The organism is Streptomyces sp. (assembly GCF_031181555.1).
GTDB classification, from domain to species: domain Bacteria; phylum Actinomycetota; class Actinomycetes; order Streptomycetales; family Streptomycetaceae; genus Streptomyces; species Streptomyces fimbriatus.
This window is the reverse complement of sequence record NZ_JAPSKQ010000080.1, coordinates 1-19,297: the sequence shown is the minus strand read 5'-3', so window position 1 is coordinate 19,297 and position 19,297 is coordinate 1. Positions and strand designations below refer to the sequence as shown.

The 19,297-nt window shown below is 74.9% G+C and carries 14 protein-coding genes; 7 read left to right on the top strand and 7 right to left on the bottom strand.

The window, feature by feature from the left end; all coding sequences use genetic code 11:
* Positions 1–137: 137 nt before the first annotated feature.
* The 6 genes from RIM90_RS17795 to RIM90_RS17770 are packed head-to-tail and all read right to left on the bottom strand — an operon-like array spanning position 138 to position 6,047.
* Entirely contained in the window at positions 138–1,394 is a 1,257-nt protein-coding gene (locus RIM90_RS17795; protein ID WP_309061698.1) for a cytochrome P450, read from the bottom strand.
* Entirely contained in the window at positions 1,391–2,626 is a 1,236-nt protein-coding gene (locus RIM90_RS17790) for a cytochrome P450 (protein ID WP_309061697.1), read from the bottom strand. Before RIM90_RS17790 ends, RIM90_RS17795 begins: the two co-directional genes overlap by 4 nt.
* Positions 2,623–3,240: an ATP/GTP-binding protein gene (locus tag RIM90_RS17785; protein ID WP_309061696.1), complete on the bottom strand. Its 618-nt coding sequence runs from the start codon at positions 3,238–3,240 to the stop codon at positions 2,623–2,625. Before RIM90_RS17785 ends, RIM90_RS17790 begins: the two co-directional genes overlap by 4 nt.
* Complete coding sequence (locus tag RIM90_RS17780) at positions 3,221–3,568, bottom strand: DUF742 domain-containing protein (protein ID WP_309061695.1); 348 nt, start codon at positions 3,566–3,568, stop codon at positions 3,221–3,223. Before RIM90_RS17780 ends, RIM90_RS17785 begins: the two co-directional genes overlap by 20 nt.
* Positions 3,565–3,972, bottom strand: a complete 408-nt coding sequence (locus RIM90_RS17775; RefSeq protein ID WP_159533972.1) for a roadblock/LC7 domain-containing protein — start codon at positions 3,970–3,972, stop codon at positions 3,565–3,567. Before RIM90_RS17775 ends, RIM90_RS17780 begins: the two co-directional genes overlap by 4 nt.
* Positions 3,969–6,047, bottom strand: a complete 2,079-nt coding sequence (locus RIM90_RS17770; RefSeq protein ID WP_309061694.1) for an ATP-binding protein — start codon at positions 6,045–6,047, stop codon at positions 3,969–3,971. Before RIM90_RS17770 ends, RIM90_RS17775 begins: the two co-directional genes overlap by 4 nt.
* Before the next feature lie 308 nt (positions 6,048–6,355).
* On the opposite strand from RIM90_RS17770, the gene RIM90_RS17765 reads away from it, so the two are divergent.
* The gene (locus RIM90_RS17765) at positions 6,356–9,229 is read left to right on the top strand and encodes an FAD-binding and (Fe-S)-binding domain-containing protein (protein WP_309061693.1); all 2,874 of its coding nucleotides are present in this window, start codon (positions 6,356–6,358) and stop codon (positions 9,227–9,229) included.
* A 246-nt stretch (positions 9,230–9,475) separates the two neighbouring features.
* Here RIM90_RS17765 and RIM90_RS17760 read toward each other — a convergent pair whose 3' ends face one another.
* On the bottom strand, positions 9,476–9,928 hold the full coding sequence (locus RIM90_RS17760; RefSeq protein ID WP_309061692.1) for an NUDIX domain-containing protein: 453 nt from the start codon (positions 9,926–9,928) through the stop codon (positions 9,476–9,478).
* Positions 9,929–10,219: 291 nt separating this feature from the next.
* Between RIM90_RS17760 and RIM90_RS17755 the strand changes: the two genes are divergently transcribed.
* The 6 genes from RIM90_RS17755 (at position 10,220) to RIM90_RS17730 (ending at position 19,120) form a co-directional block, all read left to right on the top strand.
* Positions 10,220–11,191, top strand: a complete 972-nt coding sequence (locus RIM90_RS17755; protein WP_309061691.1) for an EamA family transporter — start codon at positions 10,220–10,222, stop codon at positions 11,189–11,191.
* Between the two features lie 82 nt (positions 11,192–11,273).
* Positions 11,274–12,992 carry a serine/threonine-protein kinase gene (locus RIM90_RS17750; RefSeq protein ID WP_309061690.1) on the top strand — a complete coding sequence of 573 codons (1,719 nt, stop codon included), beginning with the start codon at positions 11,274–11,276 and terminating at the stop codon, positions 12,990–12,992.
* A 201-nt stretch (positions 12,993–13,193) separates the two neighbouring features.
* Entirely contained in the window at positions 13,194–13,988 is a 795-nt protein-coding gene (locus tag RIM90_RS17745) for a TIGR03084 family metal-binding protein (RefSeq protein ID WP_309061689.1), read from the top strand.
* Positions 13,985–15,673 (top strand): acyclic terpene utilization AtuA family protein, encoded by a 1,689-nt coding sequence (locus RIM90_RS17740; protein ID WP_309061688.1) that lies wholly within the window; start codon positions 13,985–13,987, stop codon positions 15,671–15,673. The genes RIM90_RS17745 and RIM90_RS17740 overlap by 4 nt, the downstream gene beginning before the upstream one ends.
* The gene (locus tag RIM90_RS17735; protein WP_309061687.1) at positions 15,670–17,268 is read left to right on the top strand and encodes a carboxyl transferase domain-containing protein; all 1,599 of its coding nucleotides are present in this window, start codon (positions 15,670–15,672) and stop codon (positions 17,266–17,268) included. The genes RIM90_RS17740 and RIM90_RS17735 overlap by 4 nt, the downstream gene beginning before the upstream one ends.
* 10 nt (positions 17,269–17,278) lie before the next feature.
* On the top strand, positions 17,279–19,120 hold the full coding sequence (locus tag RIM90_RS17730) for a biotin carboxylase N-terminal domain-containing protein (protein WP_309061686.1): 1,842 nt from the start codon (positions 17,279–17,281) through the stop codon (positions 19,118–19,120).
* The last annotated feature ends 177 nt before the right edge of the window (positions 19,121–19,297 follow it).

Below are 19,297 nucleotides of genomic sequence, written 5' to 3'. Positions count from 1 at the left end.
CCCGGGCGAAACGTCGTCCGTCGGCTGAGACACGGGCAGACCGGGGTGCGGGACGGGGCGGCCGCCCTCCGCGCCCCGTCGGCGGGCGGCCGGCGCACGGTGGACCGTCCGCCCGCCGGCCGCGTGCGCCGTGCGGGTCAGCTCCCGAGCCGCACCGGCAGCTCGTAGAGGTCGTTCTGGGTGACCACCGGCTTGTTGCGCAGCTCGCCCGCCGGGACCGCCAGGTCCAGCCCGGGGAAACGCGCGTACAGGGCGGGCAGCGCCACGCCCGCCTCCAGGCGGGACAGGGCCGCGCCGGGGCACACGTGCGGGCCGTGGCCGAAGGAGATGTGGCGGTTGACGGTCTCCCGGGTGATGTCGAAGGCGCCGGCCGTCGGGCCGTGGGCCCGCTCGTCGCGGCCGATCGCGGCGTACGACACGATCAGCGCGTCCCCGGCGGGCAGGACCTTGTCGCCGACCGGTACGTCCTCGGTCGCGAACCGGATCAGCACGTGGGACGTGGGCGTGGACCAGCGCAGGGTCTCCTCGATCACCGCCGACCAGTCCGCCTTGCCGGACAGCACCAGCTCGCGCTGCTCGGGGTGGGTGGAGAGGTTGACCACCGCGTTGACGATGAGGGAGATCGTCGTCTCGTGACCGGCCGCGACCATCAGCTGGAGCGTGGCGACGATCTCGTCGTCGGTGAGGTGGTCGCCGTCCTCCGACGCCTGGATCAGCGCGGAGGTCAGGTCGTCGCCGGGGTTCTCGCGCTTCTCCGCGACCGTCCGGCTCATGATCCCGGCCAGCTCGGTCAGCGTCGCGACGACCTCCTCCGGCGGGGTCTGGGTGGAGAAGAACTTCTCGAACAGCACCTTCAGCCGCGGCAGCCGCTCCTCGGCCAGCCCCATCAGGTCGGCGATCACGTACATCGGCAGCGGGTAGGCGAACACCGCCTTCAGGTCGACCGTGTCGCCGCCCTGCGCGGCCAGGTCGTCCAGCAGGCCCTCGGTCAGCTCCGTGATCCGCTCGCGCATCCGCTCCACCCGGCGGGGGGTGAGCGCCTGGGCGACCAGGGTGCGCAGCCGGCGGTGGTCCGCGCCGTCCACGGTGAGCATGGAGCGGGGCGGGTTGGCCAGGCCGATCAGCGGCCAGTCGGGGGCGATCTCGCCGCGCTGCCAGGCGCCCCAGACGTTGATGTCCTTCACCAGCCGGGGATCGGTGAGCAGCTTCTTCGCCTCGGCGTGGTGGGTGACCGCCCACACCGGGACGTCACCCGGCAGCAGTACGGCGGCCAGGGGCCCGGCGGCCCGCAGCGCCTCGCTCTCCCCGTCCAGGTCGGTGACGAACGGGTCGAGGCGGATGCGGGTCCGTCCGGTGTCGGTCGTGGTCGTCGAGGAGTCCGTGCCGGCCGTCATGCGAGCGTGCCTCCAAGGGCGGGGGTGGGTGAGAAGGTGACCGGAAGCTCGGACAGTCCGCGCAGCCATGGCGAGGGGCGACGGGCCAGGGACGCGGCCGGCACCGCGAGGTCGATGTCGGGCAGCCGGTCCAGGACGACCTCGATGCCGGTCCGCGCGATCACCTCGGCGATCTCCTGCGCCGGGAACGGGCAGCGGTGCTCCCCGTGGCCGAAGGAGAAGTGCGCGCTGTTGCCGCCGGTCAGGGCCGAGCCGTCGGTGCGCACCTGGGGATCGGAGTTGGCCCCCTGCAGACCGAGCAGCACCAGGTCCCCCGCGCGGATGCGGCGGCCGCCGAGCTGGGTGTCGCGGGAGGCCCAGCGGCCGGCCACGTTCTGGGTGGGGGTGTCCTCCCACAGCACCTCGTTCATGGCCTCGGCGATGCTGTTGCGGCCGCCGAAGAGGGAGGCGGCGAACCGGCCGTCGGTGAGCATCAGGTGCAGGGAGTTGCCGATCCAGTCGGCGGTCGGCTGGTGCCCGGCCGCCATCATCACCATCAGGTCCTGGACGACCTCCTCCTCGGTGAAGCCCGAGGTGTCGGCGAGCATCCGGGACGCGACGTCGTCGGCGGGCGTCTTCCTGCGGGCGGCCACCAGCTCCGTCATCGACGTGAACAGGTGGGCCTGGCCCGCGAGGGCCCGCTCCCGCCCGTCGATCATGTCGTTGAGGGCGGTGACCAGGGCCGGGCCCTCCTCGTCGGTGAAGCCGTAGAGCCGGGCGAGGACCCGCACGGGCAGCAGCATCGCGAACTCGGCGACGAGGTCGGCGCTGCCCTTGGGGCAGATGCCGTCGATCAGCTCGTCCGCGAACTTCTCGGCGTGGGCGCGCAGTTCGAAGGGGTCCACCGCCTCCAGCGCGTTCACCAGCATCGCGGCCCGCTCGCGGTGCCGCTCGCCGACCGTGTAGAGGATCGACGGCTGCTTGCGGCCGATCATCGGCAGCAGCGGCCAGTCGTCGGGGATGTTCTCCCACTGGTTCCACAGGTCGGAGTCGCGGCTGAACAGCACCGGGTCGCCGGTGATCTGGTGCAGTTCGCGGTAGCCGAGCACCAGCCAGGCCGGTACGTCACCGTCCAGCAGCACCGGGACCACGCTGCCGTGCTCGCGCCGCATCTCCCGGTACACCCGGGCCGGGTCGTCCTGGAGCAGGGGCCCGCTGAGGCGGACGGGGTCGGGGGTGGGGGCAGGGCTCACACCAGCTCCTGACGGGGGGCTCGGGCGGGGTCGGCGTACAGGGCCCGGATGTGCTCCACCAGCGTGATCAGCACCAGCTTGCTGGACTCCCGGGACCGGGCGTCGCAGCTGACCAGCGGGACGTGCGGGTCGAGGTCGAGGGCCTCGCGGACCTGCTCCGGGGTGAAGGCGGGACCGCCGAAGTCGTTGCAGGCCACGATGAACGGCGTGCCGTGCTTCTCCAGCCGGTCGATGGCGTACCAGGAGTCGTCGATGCGCCGGGTGTCCACCAGGACCACCGCGCCCAGCGTCCCGGAGAACAGCCGGTCCCACAGGAACCAGAAGCGCTCCTGGCCGGGCGCGCCGAACAGGTACAGCACGTTGTGCGCGTCGAGCGTGATGCGGCCGAAGTCGAAGGCGACGGTGGTCGCGGTCTTGCCGCGCACGCCGGTGAGGTCGTCGACGGCCTCACCGGCCTGGGTCATCGTCTCCTCGGTGTTGAGGGGACGGATCTCGCTGACCGAGCGGACCATCGTCGTCTTGCCGGCGCCGAAGCCGCCCACGACCACGATCTTGAGGCCGTTGTCGGCCGACGCGCTCAGCGGCGTGCGCGTCTCAGAGATTGCGGAGTCCAACGAGCACCTGCTCCAGGATGTCGGGGTCGGGAACGGCGGCCTTGCGGGGGTGACGGGCGCTGACCCGTCCCGCCGCGAGGAGGTCGGAGAGCAGGATCCGGGTGATGCTCACGGGGAGCTTCAGCTCGGCCGCGATCTCCACGACCGCCGTGGGGCGTTCGGTCAGCCGCAGGATCGCCACGTGCTCGGACTGCATGCCGGGCACCGGGTCGCACTCGGCGACGACCAGGGTCACCAGGTCGAAGGGGTTGTCGGGCCCCGAACGGCTGCGCCCTTGGGTGAGGGTGTAGAGCCGGTCCGGGGCGTCGTCCCTGCCGGGCCTGCTCATGAGGTGCGCGGCCGGGCGGTCAGGTGCTCGCCGAGCTGCTCCACGAGCTCGCTCATGTTGTGCCCGACGAGCCCGGCGTCCGCGTCCTCCGCGGTGACGACGGCCAGATGCGCGCCCTCGCCCGCCTCCACGATGAACAGCACCCCGCCGTAGAACTCGGTCATCGCCGAGCGGACGCCGCCGCTGCCGTCGCCGAACTCGACCGAGGCGCCGTGCGACAGGGACTGGATCCCGGCGGCGATCGCGGCGAGCTGGTCGGCCTGGTCGGCGGAGAGTTCCGGGGTACGGCACAGTTTCAGGCCGTCACGGGACAGCACGAGCGCGTGCCGCGCGCCCGGCGTGCGCTCCAACAGGCCTTCTATCAGCCAGGTGAGCTTCTCGTCGGCGGTCGTCGTGCCGGTCATGAGGTGGTGTCGCCTTCCGGGATCGGGGGGGTGGGTTGTGCTTCGGGAGTCGGGTCGGGGGTGGTGCCGGTGGTGAGGCCGGCGGTGGTCGCGGCGGCTTCCGGGGCGGGGCCGGGGACGGGCGGGGTGCCGGCGGCCGTGTCGTCCGCGGCGGCGGCGCGTACGGCCTGGCGGAAGCTGCTGAAGCGGGCGGTGCGGGCCTTCGTCTCCTCGGCGGTCGGGGCCGGTCGCGGGGCGGCGGCACGGCTGCCGGCCCGCATGCGCTCGGCCTCGGCGAGGGTGCGGCCCCGGCGTCGGCGGGGCAGCACCAGTGGGTGCGCGCCGGTGTCCCGGTCCGCGGACCCGTGCGTGGGCACCGGGTCGGGGTCGAGGTCGGCCCCGGCGCGGGAGGCCGCGTAGGAGGGGGCGGCGGAGGCGGCGGGGCGGGAGGTCTCGCGGGACGTCGCCGTCCGCTCCGCCGGGGCGGTGTCGGACGCGGTGCCGTGGCTCGTCTCCGGTTCCGTCCCCGCGGCGTCCGCCCGTACGTCCTCCGCGCGGCCGCCCCGGCGGCGGGGCAGGCCCCCGGCCGCCGTGTCCTGCGCGGAGGACGCGGAGGACGGGGAGGACGCGGGTGTCCCGGCGGGCGCGGCCGGGGTGGCCGGCACGGCGGCCCGCGGGGGAGCCGACGCGGCGGCGCCGGCCACCGGGGCCGGGGACGCGTCCGGCGGTACGAGGATGTCCTGCGGGATGAGCATCAGCACGCCCGTGCCGCCGCGGGCCGAGGGGCGGTAGGAGACCCGGAGCCCGTACCGCCGGGCCAGCCGGCCGACCACGGCGAGGCCGAGCCGGGTGCCGGTGAGACCGCCGAGTTCGGTGGTCTCACCGGAGACCGCGCGCTCGGCGCGACGCAGCTGGGCCTCGCTCATGACGAGCCCGCTGTCCTCGACGGACACGATGACCCCGGCCGGGACCTCCTCGACGTAGACGTGGACCTCGGCGGTCGGCGGCGAGAAGTTGGCGGCGTTGTCCAGGAGTTCGGCGAGCGCGTGCATCACGCCCTCGGCGGCGTGCCCGGCGACGGCGGTGTCGCTGGCGGAGTGGACGCGGACCCGCTGGTAGCCGCTGATCCGCCCCATGGCGCCGCGCAGGATCGACTCCATGGAGATGGGCCTGGCCCAGCGGCGGCCGGAGCGGGCGCCGGTGAGGACGGCGACGGAGTCGGCGAGCCTGCCCGCCTGCGCGGTGCGGTGGTCGAGGTGGAGCAGGTCGGCGAGGACCTCCTCGTCGTGGTGCTTCTCCTCCATCGCGCGCAGGTCCGCGAGCATGCCGGTGGCCAGCGCCTGCATCCGGCCGGCCGCGTTGGCGGTCGCGGACAGCGCGGCGGCCCGGGCGCCGGTGGCCTCGCGCAGCCGGGCGGCCAGCCGTGCGTTCCCCTCGGTGAGCCGGTCCCGGTCCGCCGCGATCCGGTCCCGCTCCTCGGTCAGCCGGTCGCGCTCCTCCGCGTGGTCGCGGGCCAACCGGTCGGTGTGGGCGTCGTGCTCCTCGGTGATGAGGCGCAGCTTCTCGGCGTGCTCCCCGGCGAGCCGCTTCAGTTCGGCGGTGTGCTCGTCGGTGAGCCGGGCCCGCTCCTCGCTGTGCTCCTGCGCCAAGCGGGCGAGGTCGGCGGCGTGTTGCTCGGCGAGGCGGTCGCGCTCGGCCGCCAGGGTCTCGGCGAGGCGGTTCCGCTCCTGGTCCAGTTCGGCCGACAACCGGGCGCGCTCCCGGCCGAGTTCACCGGTCAGCCGCTCGTGCTGGCGGCGCGACTCCTCGGCCAGCCGCGACCGCTCCTGGAGCAGCCGGCCGACGTCCTGGGTGACGGCGTCCAGCCGTCCGCGGGCCGCCCGCGCCGACAGCACGGCGTACGTGGCCACCGTGACGGCCGCGCACAGCAGCAGGGCGGCGATCGTCCCGGTCCACCCGACGGCGCCCCGCGCGGGCTCCGGTCCGAGCAGAACGGCCGCGACGACCGCGAGCGCGGCGAGCACCGCGGTGAGCAGCGGGACGGGCAGGAGGCTGCGGGGGGTGGGGCGGTCGCCGGGGAGCAGGGGGGAGGTCATCAATCAGGGTCCTCGGTCGAATCCTCGGTCGGGTCCGCGGGCGTGCACCGTCGTCTGCGCGGCCCTCGGTCGGTTCCATGGGTCGTCGGACCGATTCCGGGGTCGCTTCCGGACGAGGGCCGACAACTACGCGCAACTCGCGGTCACTATATGAGAGTTCGTGATCGGCTTGGGGAGAATCTGCTTCCGTTCTCGGTTATTTGATCCAACACACAGGAATCCCGCGTCCCGCGCGGGGTACCGCCGGGTGCGCGCCGTCGCCGGCGGCCGGTCCGGCGGGGGCGGCCCGGCGGAGGCATCCTGAGGGCATGACGGATCTCCGGGAACTGCGGGCCGGGCTGGTGGCGGCCGTGCGCGGTGAGGTGGACTTCGGTACGACCGCGCGGGCGCTGACGACCATGGACGCCTCCAACTACCGCCGCGTACCGCTCGGTGTGGTGGCCCCCCGGGACGCCGACGACGTGGCGGCGGCCCTGTCGGTGTGCCGGACGCACGGCGTCCCGGTGGTGGCGCGCGGCGGCGGCACGTCGATCGCGGGCCAGGCGACCGGCACCGGGGTGGTGCTCGACCTCACCCGGCACATGAACCGTCTGCTCTCCCTCGACCCTCGGGCGCGCACGGCCGTGGTCCAGCCCGGCCTGGTCCTCGACCGGCTCCAGGAGGCCGCCGCCCCGCACGGGCTGCGCTTCGGGCCGGACCCCTCCACGCACAGCCGCTGCACCCTCGGCGGCATGATCGGCAACAACTCCTGCGGCTCCCACTCCGTCGCCTGGGGGACGACGGCGGACAACGTCCGGGCCCTGTCGGTCGTCACCGCGCGCGGGGAGCGGCTGCGACCGGGGCGGGGGTGGGCCGGGGCCCCGGCGGGACTGCGGGAGCTGGTGGACGGCGAACTGGCCCGCCTGCGCACCGGCTTCCCCGAGCTGCCCCGCCGTATCTCCGGATACGCCGTGGACGCCCTGCTGCCCGAGAAGGGCGCCGACGTCGCCCGCTCCTTCTGCGGCTCGGAGGGCACGCTGGGCGTGCTGACGGAAGCGGTCGTGGACCTCGTACGGGCACCACGCGCGCGTGCGCTCGCCGTGCTGGCCTACGCCGACGAGAGCGGGGCCGCCGAGGCGGCGGCGGGGCTGCTGGAACACGGGCCGCTGACCGTGGAGGGCATGGCGGCGGATCTGGTGCCGTTTGCCGCGGACCTCCCGCGCGGGGGCGCCTGGCTGTTCGTGGAGACCGGCGGGGAGACGCAGGCGGAGGCACGCGCGCGTGCGGAGACGATCGTCCGCGCGGCGGACGTCGTGGACGCCCTGGTGGTCACCGACCCGGCCCGGCAGCGCGCGCTGTGGCGGATCAGGGAGGACGCGAGCGGCACGGCGACCCGGATGCCGGACGGCACGGAGGCCTGGCCCGGCTGGGAGGACTGCGCGGTGCCGCCCGCCCGGCTCGGCGCGTATCTGCGCGACTTCCGCGCCCTGCTCGTCTCCCACGGGCTGCGCGGCACCCCGTACGGGCACTTCGGGGACGGCTGCATCCACGTCCGGATCGACTTCGACCTGCTGACCGGGCCGGGCGTCGCCCGCTTCCGGCGCTTCTCCGAGGACCTCGCCGGCCTGGTGGTGGCCCACGGCGGCTCCCTGTCCGGGGAGCACGGCGACGGCCAGGCGCGGGCCGAGCTGCTGCCACGCATGTACGGCGCGGAGACGGTCGCCCTCTTCGAACGCGTGAAGGGCGTCTGGGACCCGGACGACCTGCTCAACCCGGGCATGCTGGTCCGTCCCGCGCCCCTGGACGCGAACCTCCGCTTCTCCGTCCTGCCGCGCGAGCCGGTGGACGTGGCCTTCGGCTACCCGGCCGACGGCGGCGACTTCTCGGCGGCGGTGCGCCGCTGCGTGGGTGTCGCCAAGTGCCGTACGACGTCGGTGTCGGGGCCGGCGGTGATGTGCCCGTCGTTCCGGGCGACGGGCGAGGAGGAGCACTCCACGCGCGGGCGCGCCCGTCTGCTGCACGAGATGCTCGCCGGTGAACTGGTGACCGACGGCTGGCGGTCCACGGAGGTGCGGGACGCGCTGGACCTGTGCCTGTCCTGCAAGGGCTGCCGCTCGGACTGCCCGGTCGGGGTCGACATGGCCACGTACAAGGCGGAGTTCCTGCACCACCACTACGCGGGCCGCCGCCGCCCGGCCGCCCACTACGCGATGGGGTGGCTGCCGGTGTGGCTGGCCTGGGTGGCGCGGACGAGGTCGGCGGCCCTGGTCAACGCGGGTGCCTCCGTCGGCCCGCTCGCGCGGGTGGCGAAACGGCTGGGCGGGATCGCGGGGGAGCGGGAGATCCCGCGGGTGGCCGGGGAGACGTTCACGCGGTGGTGGCGGAGGCGGCCGGCCGCCGTGGCCTCCGGTGGCGGCGCGCTGGTGGTCCTCTGGCCGGACACCTTCACCGAGCACCTGTCGCCCTCCGTGGGCCGGGCGGCCGTACGGGTCCTGGAGGCGGCCGGACTGCGGGTGGCGCTGCCCCCGACGCTGCGGTTGCGCGGACGTCCTGTGGGGGACGGCCGCTCGCGGTCGGCGGCGCGGCTGCTGACGGCCCGCCGGGGCCGGGTGTGCTGCGGCCTGACGTACCTCTCCACGGGGCAGCTCGACCGCGCCCGCGCGGTGCTGCGCCGCACGCTCGACCTCATGGAACCGGTGCTGGCCACGGACGCCCCGGTGGTCGTCCTGGAACCGAGCTGCGCGGCGGCGCTGCGCACGGACGCGCCGGAACTGCTCCACGACGACCCGCGCGCGGCACGGCTCGCCGCGCGGGTCCTCACCTTCGCGGAGACCCTGCAGCGGTACGCCCCGGACTGGGCCCCGCCGGCCCTGAACCGCCCCGTCGCCGGCCAGACCCACTGCCACCAGCACGCGGTCCTCGGCGACACGGCCGACCGCCGGCTCCGCGCCGCCGCGGGCCTCACCGGCGACCTGGCCGGCGGCTGCTGCGGCCTCGCGGGCGACTTCGGTTTCGAGCGGGGCCACTACGAGGTCTCCACGGCCTGCGCGGAGGACCGGCTCCTGCCGTCCGTACGGCAGGCCCCGGCGGACGCGGTGATCCTGGCCGACGGCTTCTCCTGCCGGACGCAGCTGGAGCAGCTGGCGGGGGTGCGGGGAAGGCACCTGGCGGAGGTGCTGGCGGACGCTCTGGAAGAGGAGTGAGCAGCCGCCACCCTCATGCCCACGAGGCGCTCGGACGGGCCGCCCCGGTCTCCGTCCCCGGCTCTCCGCTCCCCCGCAGGGCGTCGGCGAGGGCGTCGGCCGGACACTCGGCGAGGTGGCGGAGTCCGCCGCGCGGGGCGTCCGGGAGGAGGGCGCGGGCCGCCTGCCCCTCGGGGAGCCGGGACGCCGGTCACTGCCGGGCGGGGCGGCGCGGAGACGACGCTCGGGTGTGCCGGGCGACGGCCGTCACGGCACGGTCTCGCCCCGTACCAGCGGGCGGCACACCGGCTGGATGCCCTCGGGGAGGTCGTCCGGGCGGCACCAGCGGGCCTCCAGGATCTCGAAGGGGTCGAGGCGCAGTTCGCCGCCCAGCAGGCGGGCCTCGTAGGCCACTTCCAGGCGGGTGCGGAAGCCGCTGTTCAGCATGACCAGGCGGCCCGCCTCCACGTCGAGGCCGGTCTCCTCCTTGACCTCGCGCACCACGGTCCGCCGGAAGTCCTCGCCCTTGCGCGCGAAGCCGCTCGGCAGGCCCCACTGGCGGCCCGGTGGCCACATCCGGTGCCGGAGCAGCAGGACCCGCCCCTCGTCGTCGCGCACGACACCGGTCACCCCGACCACGAACTTGGCGTTCAGCAACCACATGATGCGGCTCTGGACAGGACGCAGGAGTCGCCAGACACGGGCAAGGAGTCGTCGCACGGGGCCTCGGACGGTGGGAGCGGGCAGGGGGGTGTCACCGGTGGGAACGGTACCGGCCCGTGGCCGTTCCGGGGCGGGTGCGGTCCACCGGCCGCGCACCCTCCCGGGAGGTGCCGGGTCCACGTGACGGACGGGGTTGACCGCGGCGGGGTGCGGGCCGCATCGTCAGGTATGTAAGAGCTTCACGGTGCTGACTTGGTCCATTACTCTGGACTGAGCAGTTTATCGAGTTGCACAATTCGTCCAGACGACCACTCCTGCCCGCCCCGCACCACGTCCCTGGAAGGTCCCGTGACCACGCCCAGCGCCGCCACCCCGTCCACCCCGGCCGCCGCACCCGCCACGGGCCGGGGTCATGCGTCCGCACCGACGGGTGCCCCGCGCGGGCGGGGCACCCTCGGGCCGGTGGGGCTGGTCCTCGCCGGCGGGATCTCCGTGCAGTTCGGCGGGGCCCTCGCCGTGACGCTGATGCCGCGGGCCGGCGCGCTCGGGGTGGTGACGCTGCGGCTGCTGGTGGCCGCGCTCGTGCTGATGGTGCTGTGCCGGCCCCGGCTGCGCGGGCACTCGCGCACCGACTGGGGCACGGTGATCGTCTTCGGCATCGCCATGGCGGCGATGAACGGACTCTTCTACCAGTCCGTCGCGCGGATCCCGCTGGGTCCCGCGGTCACGCTGGAGGTCCTCGGCCCGCTGGCGCTGTCCGTCCTGGCCTCCCGGCGCGTGATCAACCTCCTCTGGGCCGCACTGGCCCTCGCCGGGGTGTTCCTCCTCGGCGGCGGGGGCTTCGGCAGCCTCGATCCCCTGGGTGTCGCGTTCGCGCTGGGCGCCGGCGCCATGTGGGCCGCCTACATCGTCTTCAGCGCCCGTACGGGCCGCCGCTTCCCCCAGGCCGACGGGCTCGCCCTCGCCATGGTCGTGGCGGCGGTGCTGTTCCTGCCGCTCGGCATCGTCGAGTCCGGCACGAAGCTCCTCGAGCCGACCACCCTCGCCCTGGGCGCGGCGGTCGCGCTGCTGTCCTCGGTCCTCCCCTACACCCTGGAACTCCTCGCCCTGCGCCGCCTGCCCGCCTCCACCTTCGCGATCCTGATGAGCCTGGAACCGGCCATCGCGGCCACCGCGGGCTTCCTGATCCTCGACCAGGCCCTCACCGCCACCGAGGCCGCCGCCATCGCCCTGGTCATCGCGGCGAGCATGGGCGCGGTGCGGACGCAGGTGGGGCGGCGCCGGACCAAGGCGCTCCCGGACCCGTCACAGGGCCTGTGACGGCCCCGGCCGGGCAGGCGGTGATCCGCACCGCATAGGCTGCGGACCTGGTCAACTCATCGGGATCAAGGGGAGGGAACCGGTGACTCACACGGCCGAGGTCTTCCGGCCCTTGCAGGACGACGATCCCCGCACGGTGGCCGGTTACCGCCTCGTCGCCCGGCTCGGCGCGGGCGGTATGGGCCGGGTCTACCTGTCGCACACCGGGGGAGGCCGGCCGGTGGCCCTCAAGGTCGTACGGTCGGAACTGGCGGACGATCCGACCTTCCGGCGGCGGTTCAGCCGGGAGGTCAAGGCGGCCCGGACGGTGAAGGGCGCGTACACCGCCGAACTGATCGACGCCGACCCGGACGGCGTGCCGCCCTGGCTGGCCACCCTGTACGTGCCGGGCCCCTCCCTGGCGCAGGCCGTCGACCGGAACGGGCCGCTGCCGGTGCCGGCGGTGCTGTGGCTGATGGCGGGGGTCGCCGAGGCGCTGCAGGCCATCCACGGTGCGGGGATCGTGCACCGGGACCTGAAGCCGTCGAACGTGCTGCTGGCCGCCGACGGACCGCGGGTGATCGACTTCGGCATCGCGCTCGCCGCCGACAGCACCTCGTACACCGCCACGGGCACCGCCCTCGGCACGCCCGCGTACATGGCTCCGGAGCAGGCGACCGCGGGTGACGTCACCGCGGCGACCGACATCTTCGCGCTCGGCCAGACGGCGGCGTTCGCGGCGCTGGGCGAGCCGCTCTACGGGGACGGCTCCTCGGTCGGCGTGCTGTACCGGATCGTGCACTCCGCACCCGACCTGTCCGGGCTGCCCGAGCGGCTCCGTGGGCCGATCGCCCGGTGCCTGGCCGCAGACCCGGGGGAGCGGGCCACCCCGGCGGAGATCGTCGAGTGGTGCCGCCGGGAGCTGGGGCCGGACGCCGAGGCGGGCGCGGGCCCGGCCGTCTGGCGGGAGATCGCCGGGCAGGAAGTGACGGTTCCGCCGCCGGCTCCGGCTCCGTTCCCGGATCCCACCGCGGTGCACACACGGCCGTTGGCCGCCCCACGAGGGACCACCCCGCAAGGGGCCCTCCCCCCGCAAGGGCCCGTCGCTCCGCAAGGCCCGACCGTGCCGCAGCGGACGGCCGGGCCGGACGAGCGGCGGACCCGCAGGAGACGCCTCGCCCTGATCACGGCCGCCGCCCTGGCCGCGGGCGGGCTGCTCCTCACGGCGGCGTGGACGGTCATGGACGCGGCGGACCGGAACGGCCGTGACCGGGATACGGCCGCGTCCGCGTCCGCGTCCGGGACGCCCGGCCCGGCGGCGGAAGGGCCGGCGGCGTCCGGAGGGCCGGCGTCCGCGGGGGAGGCCGCGTCGTCGGCGGGGCCGGGGTCCACCTCGTCGGGCACACCGGGCGCGGGGGCCGGCGGCCCCGCGGGCGCGGCCGCGACGCCGCGGGCGCACGCCTACTCCCCCCTGATGCTGACCGGCGAGAACTCGCTCAGCACCCGCAGCGGGGAGATGCGCGAGGACCGCGAGGGAGACATCCGCTTCGACTGCGCGCAGGGCAGCTGCGCGCTGGAGAGCGACACCAGCGTGTTCACCATGGTGTTCGGCGACCCGGGCGCCACGTACGAGACGTGCCGTCTGCTGACCTCCGGCGCCGACAGCCACCGCCTCCCGCTGGCCGCGGCAGCGGCCGGGAGCGAGATCTGCGTCAGGAACAACCGGGGAGAGATCGCCCTGCTCGTCGTCCAGGTGAAGTCGACCGCCATGCCGGACATCGGCTTCCTGACCGTGGACATGACGGTCTGGCGGGCGGACTGAGGCGGCCCGAGGCGGCCCGAGGGCCGAGAGCGCCCGAGGGCCGAGGGCGTCCGAGGGGCCCGAAGCGTTCGCGGGCGAGGCCCCGAGGACGGCCGCGCCCCTGGCATAAAATCATGCAAGCGTGCTTGATTGTTCCCGGGGGCCCTGCCATGCTCCTCACCACACCGCGCCGCACACCGCCGTGCCCGAGGGGAGCGCCTCGTGTCCGATCCGACGCCCGTGATCGACGATCTGCGTGAGGAGAGCGAGGAGGTCGACCGGCTGGTGGCCGGGGCGAGCCCGGAGCAGTGGGCACGGGAGACGCCCGCCCCGGGCTGGACCGTGGCCCACCAGATCGCCCACCTCGCCTGGACCGACCACTCGGCACTGCTCGCCGTCACGGACGCGGACGGGTTCCGCGCCCTGGCGGAGCGGGCGCTCGCCGCCCCGCGCACCTTCGTGGACGACGGTGCCGAGGAGTACGCCCGGTCCGCGCCCGCCGCACTGCTCGCGCGGTGGCGCGAGGGGCGCGCGGCGCTGGAGAAGGCGCTGCGGTCGGCGCCGCCCGGGGCGCGCTTCCCCTGGTACGGACCCCCCATGTCGGCCGCCTCCATGGCGACGGCCCGGCTCATGGAGACCTGGGCCCACGGGCTGGACGTGGCGGACGCGCTCGGTGTGGCGCGGCCGCCCACCGACCGGCTCCGGCATGTGGTGTGGCTCGGGGTGCGCACCCGTGACTTCGCCTACGGCGCGCACGGGCTCACGCCGCCCGCAGGTCCCTTCCGCGTCGAACTCACCGCCCCCGACGGCAGCCTGTGGGCCCACGGCCCCGAGGACGCCCCCCAGCGCGTCACCGGTCCCGCGCTCGACTTCTGCCTCCTGGTCACCCAGCGCGCCCACCGCGCCGACCTCGCCCTCACCGCCGACGGCCCCGACGCCGACCGCTGGCTGGACATCGCCCAGGCCTTCGCCGGACCGCCCGGCGGCGGGCGGGCGCCGCAGGGGGACGCCTCGTGACGGCCGCGCCCTTGCGCGTCGGCAACTTCTCCGGTTTCTACGGCGACCGCTCCGGCGCCCTGCGCGAGATGCTCACCGGGGGCGAGGTCGACGTCCTCACCGGTGACTACCTCGCCGAACTGACCATGCTCATCCTGGCCCGCGACCGGCTGAAGGATCCCGCCGCCGGGTACGCCCGCACCTTCCTGCGGCAGTTGGAGGACTGTCTCGGCCTCGCGCACGAGCGGGGCGTCAGGATCGTCACCAACGCGGGCGGGCTCCGTCCCGCCGGGCTCGCCGACGCCGTACGGCGGCTGGCCGACCGGCTCGGGATCCCGGTGCGGGTCGCCCACGTCGAGGGCGACGACCTCACCGGGCGCCACCCGGGCAGCCTCGCCGCGCACGCGTACCTCGGCGGCTTCGGCATCGCGGCCTGTCTGCGCGGGGGCGCCGACCTCGTGGTCACCGGGCGGGTCACCGACGCGGCCCTGGTCACCGGGCCCGCCGCCGCGCACTTCGGCTGGGGGCCGGCGGACCACGACCGGCTCGCGGGCGCCGTCGTCGCCGGGCACGTGCTGGAGTGCGGGACGCAGGCCACCGGCGGGAACTACGCCTTCTTCGGCGAGCGCCCGGGAGCGGTGCGGCGGCCCGGCTTCCCGCTCGCCGAGATCCACGCCGACGGCAGCAGCGTCATCACCAAGCACCCCGGCACCGGCGGCTTCGTCGACGTCGGCACGGTCACCGCACAGCTGCTGTACGAGACGGGCGGTGCCCGGTACGCCGGTCCCGACGTCACCGTCCGGCTGGACAGCGTGCGGCTCGGTCAGGACGGGCCCGACCGGGTGCGCGTCGAGGGGGTCCGCGGGGAGGCGCCGCCGCCCGCGCTCAAGGTCGGGCTCAACCGGCTCGGCGGCTTCCGCAACGAGGTCGTGTTCGTCCTCACCGGGCTCGGCATCGAGGCCAAGGCGGACCTCGTGCGGGAGCAGATGACCGACGCGCTCGCCAAGTCGCCGCCCGCCGAGGTGAGGTGGGACCTGGTGCGCACCGACCGGCCCGACGCCGGCACCGAGGAGACCGCGAGCGCGCTGCTGCGGCTCGTCGTGCGGGACCCCTCCCAGGAAGCGGTGGGGCGGGCGCTGAGCGGGGCCGCCGTCGAACTGGCGCTGGCGAGCTACCCCGGGTTCCACGTACTGGCGCCACCGGGGAAGGGCTCCCCGTACGGGGTGTTCGAGGAGGCGTACGTCCCCCAGGGGGACGTCGACCACGTGGCCGTGCTCCACGACGGACGCCGTGTCCCCGTGTCACCGGCACACGACACCGCCGTCCTCGAGGACGTGCCGGAATCCGCGCTCCCCGAGCCGCTGCCCCCGGGGCCCACGCGAAGAGTCCCGCTCGGCCTCGTCGCCGGCGCCCGCAGCGGGGACAAGGGCGGCAGCGCCAACGTCGGGGTCTGGGCCCGCACCGAGGACGCCTGGCGCTGGCTCGCGCACGAGCTGACCGCCGAACGCTTCCGGGAGCTGATCCCCGAGGCCGCCCGCCTGCCCGTCACCCGGCACGTGCTGCCGAACCTGCGCGCCGTGAACGTCGTCGTCGAGGGGATCCTCGGCGAGGGCGCCGCCGCCCGGGCCCGCTTCGACCCGCAGGCCAAGGCGCTCGGCGAATGGCTGCGCTCCCGCCACCTGGACATCCCGGAGGTCCTGCTGTGACGGTTCTCGACTCCGCCCTGGACACCGGCGGCCCGGAGTACCGCTCCCGCCGCGAGGCCATGCTCGCCAAGCTCGCCGACCTGGACGCCGAGCACGCCAAGGCCCTCGCGGGCGGCGGCGAGAAGTACGTCGAGCGGCACCGACGGCGCGGCAAGCTGCTCGCCCGCGAGCGCATCGAGCTGCTCCTCGACCCGGACACGCCGTTCCTGGAGCTGTCCCCGCTGGCGGCCTGGGGGAGCGACTACGCCGTCGGCGCCTCGCTCGTCACCGGGATCGGTGTCGTCGAGGGCGTGGAGTGCCTGATCACCGCCAACGACCCGACCGTGCGCGGCGGTGCCAGCAACCCCTGGAGCCTGAAGAAGGCCCTGCGCGCCCACGAGATCGCGCTCACCAACCGGCTGCCCTGCATCAGCCTGGTGGAGTCCGGCGGCGCCGACCTGCCCTCCCAGAAGGAGATCTTCGTCCCGGGCGGCGCGATCTTCCGGGACCTGACCCGGCTGTCGGCGGCCGGCATCCCCACCGTCGCCGTCGTCTTCGGCAACTCCACGGCCGGGGGCGCGTACGTCCCCGGCATGTCCGACCACGTGATCATGGTCAAGGAGCGGGCGAAGGTGTTCCTCGGCGGGCCACCGCTGGTGAAGATGGCCACCGGGGAGGAGAGCGACGACGAGTCCCTGGGCGGTGCCGAGATGCACGCGCGCGTGTCGGGCCTCGCCGACCACTTCGCCGTCGACGAACCGGACGCGCTGCGCCGGGCCCGCCGGGTCGTGGCCCGTCTCAACCATCGCAAGGCGTACCCGGATCCGCCGCCCGCCGAGCCGCCGAAGCACGACCCGGAGGACCTGCTCGGCATCGTCCCGGAGGACCTGAAGACCCCCTTCGACCCGCGCGAGGTCATCGCCCGGATCGTCGACGCCTCCGACTTCGACGAGTTCAAGCCGCTGTACGGGACGAGTCTGACCACCGGGTGGGCGGCCCTGCACGGCTACCCGGTGGGCATCCTGGCCAATGCCCGGGGGGTGCTGTTCAGCGAGGAGTCGCAGAAGGCCGCCCAGTTCATCCAGCTCGCCGACCAGCGCGACATCCCGCTGCTGTTCCTGCACAACACCACCGGCTACATGGTCGGCAAGGAGTACGAGCAGGGCGGCATCATCAAGCACGGCGCGATGATGATCAACGCGGTCAGCAACTCGAAGGTCCCCCACCTGTCGGTGCTCATGGGGGCGTCGTACGGCGCCGGGCACTACGGCATGTGCGGGCGGGCCTACGACCCGCGGTTCCTGTTCGCCTGGCCCAGCGCCAAGTCCGCCGTCATGGGCCCGCAGCAGCTCGCGGGCGTCCTGTCGATCGTCGCCCGGCAGTCGGCCGCCGCGAAGGGACAGCCGTACGACGAGGAGGGCGACGCGGCGCTGCGCGCCATGGTGGAGCAGCGGATCGAGTCGGAGTCGCTGCCGATGTTCCTGTCCGGGCGGCTGTACGACGACGGCGTCATCGACCCGCGCGACACCCGCACCGTCCTCGGCCTGTGCCTGTCGGCCGTCCACACCGCGCCCTACGAGGGGGCGCGCGGTGGCTTCGGCGTCTTCCGGATGTGAGGGGATCACCTTGATCAGCACTGTCCTCGTCGCCAACCGGGGCGAGATCGCCTGCCGGATCTTCCGCACCTGCGGTGAAGGGGGAATCCGGACGGTCGCGGTGCACTCGGACGCCGACGAGAACGCCCTCCACGCGCGCGTGGCCGACACGGCCGTACGGCTGCCGGGGGCGGCGCCCGCCGACACGTACCTGCGCGGCGACCTGATCGTGAAGGCGGCCCTCGCGGCCGGCGCGGACGCCGTGCACCCCGGCTACGGCTTCCTCTCCGAGAACGCCGGCTTCGCGCGTGCCGTACGGGACGCGGGCCTGGTGTGGATCGGGCCGCCCCCGGAGGCGATCGAGGCGATGGCGTCCAAGACGCGCGCCAAGGAGCTGATGGGGATCGAGCCCCTGCGCGAGGTCACCGAGGCGGACCTGCCGGTGCTGGTGAAGGCGGCGGCGGGCGGCGGCGGACGCGGCATGCGGGTCGTCCGGCGCCTCGCGGACCTGGACGCCGAGCTGACGGCCGCCCGCGCGGAGGCGGCGAGCGCCTTCGGTGACGGCGAGGTCTTCGTCGAGCCCTACGTCGAGAACGGCCGCCACGTCGAGGTGCAGGTCCTCGCCGACACGCACGGCACGGTGTGGACGCTCGGCACCCGGGACTGCTCCCTCCAGCGCCGCCACCAGAAGGTGATCGAGGAGGCCCCGGCACCCGGGCTGGCCCCGGGGCTCACCGACGAGCTCCACGCGCTCGCCGTGCGCGCCGCCCGTGCCGTCGGCTACGTCGGCGCCGGAACCGTCGAGTTCCTCGTCACCGGCGACCGGGCGCACTTCCTGGAGATGAACACCCGTCTCCAGGTGGAGCACCCGGTGACGGAGGCCGTGTTCGGGACCGACCTCGTCGCCGAGCAGATCCGCGTCGCCGAGGGACACGCCCTCGCGAAGGAGCCGCCCCGCGCGCGTGGCCACGCCGTCGAGGCCCGCCTGTACGCCGAGGACCCCGCCAGGGGCTGGGCCCCGCAGACCGGCCGCCTGCACCGGCTCTCCGTCCCCGGCGCCGTACGCCTGGACACGGGGTACGCGGACGGCGACGACATCGGCGTGCACTACGACCCCATGCTCGCCAAGGCCGTCGCCCACGCCCCCACCCGCGCGGAGGCCATCCGCAAGCTGGCGTCCGCGCTGGAACGGGCGGTGATCCACGGCCCCGTCACCAACCGGGACCTCCTCGTGCGCTCGCTGCGGCACGAGGAGTTCGCGGAGGGCCGCATGGACACCGGCTTCTACGACCGCCACCTGTCCGAGCTGACCGAACCGGACCCGGACCCGTACGCCCCGCTGGCCGCCGCCCTCGCCGACGCCCACGGCCGCTCCCGCTTCGGCGGCTGGCGCAACCTGCCCTCCCAGCCGCAGGTCAAGCGGTACGCCATGGCGGGCGAGGAACACGAGGTCCGCTACCGGCACACCCGCACGGGCCCGGAGGCCGACGGAGTACGGGTCGTGCACACCGCCGCCGACCTGGTCGTCCTCGAAGCGGACGGCGTACGGCGCCGCTACGCCATCGCCCGCTACGGCGATCGGATCCACGTCAACACCACCCGCCTCACCGCCCTGCCCCGCTTCCCCGACCCCACCGCCCAGCACGCCCCCGGCTCCCTGCTCGCCCCCATGCCCGGCACGGTCGTCCGCGTCGCGGAGGGCCTGACCGAGGGGACGTCCGTGGAAGCCGGCCAGCCCCTCCTGTGGCTGGAGGCGATGAAGATGGAACACAGGATCACCGCCCCGGCCACGGGAACCCTGACGGCCTTGAACGCCACCCCCGGACAACAGGTGACGGTCGGTTCCCTCCTGGCGGTGGTGCAAGCGACTTGAGGGGCGCGGGGCCGCACGGGACGTGCGGCCCCGCCGCGTGAGCGCGACCAGCCACACACGACCCGCACCCGAAGGAGCCGCATGCCCGCCCTCATCGAATCCGACGAGCACAAGGCCCTCCGCGAAGCGGTCGCCGCCTTCGCGACCGGCCGCTCCCCCGCCCCCGGCACCGACAAC

Bases quoted from the DNA above. Each gene is read 5' to 3' on its own strand.
- RIM90_RS17795 (WP_309061698.1), bottom strand. From the start codon at position 1,394: ATGACGGCCGGCACGGACTCCTCGACGACCACGACCGACACCGGACGG.
- RIM90_RS17780 (WP_309061695.1), bottom strand. From the start codon at position 3,568: ATGAGCAGGCCCGGCAGGGACGACGCCCCGGACCGGCTCTACACCCTC.
- RIM90_RS17775 (WP_159533972.1), bottom strand. From the start codon at position 3,972: ATGACCGGCACGACGACCGCCGACGAGAAGCTCACCTGGCTGATAGAA.
- RIM90_RS17770 (WP_309061694.1), bottom strand. From the start codon at position 6,047: ATGACCTCCCCCCTGCTCCCCGGCGACCGCCCCACCCCCCGCAGCCTC.
- RIM90_RS17765 (WP_309061693.1), top strand. From the start codon at position 6,356: ATGACGGATCTCCGGGAACTGCGGGCCGGGCTGGTGGCGGCCGTGCGC.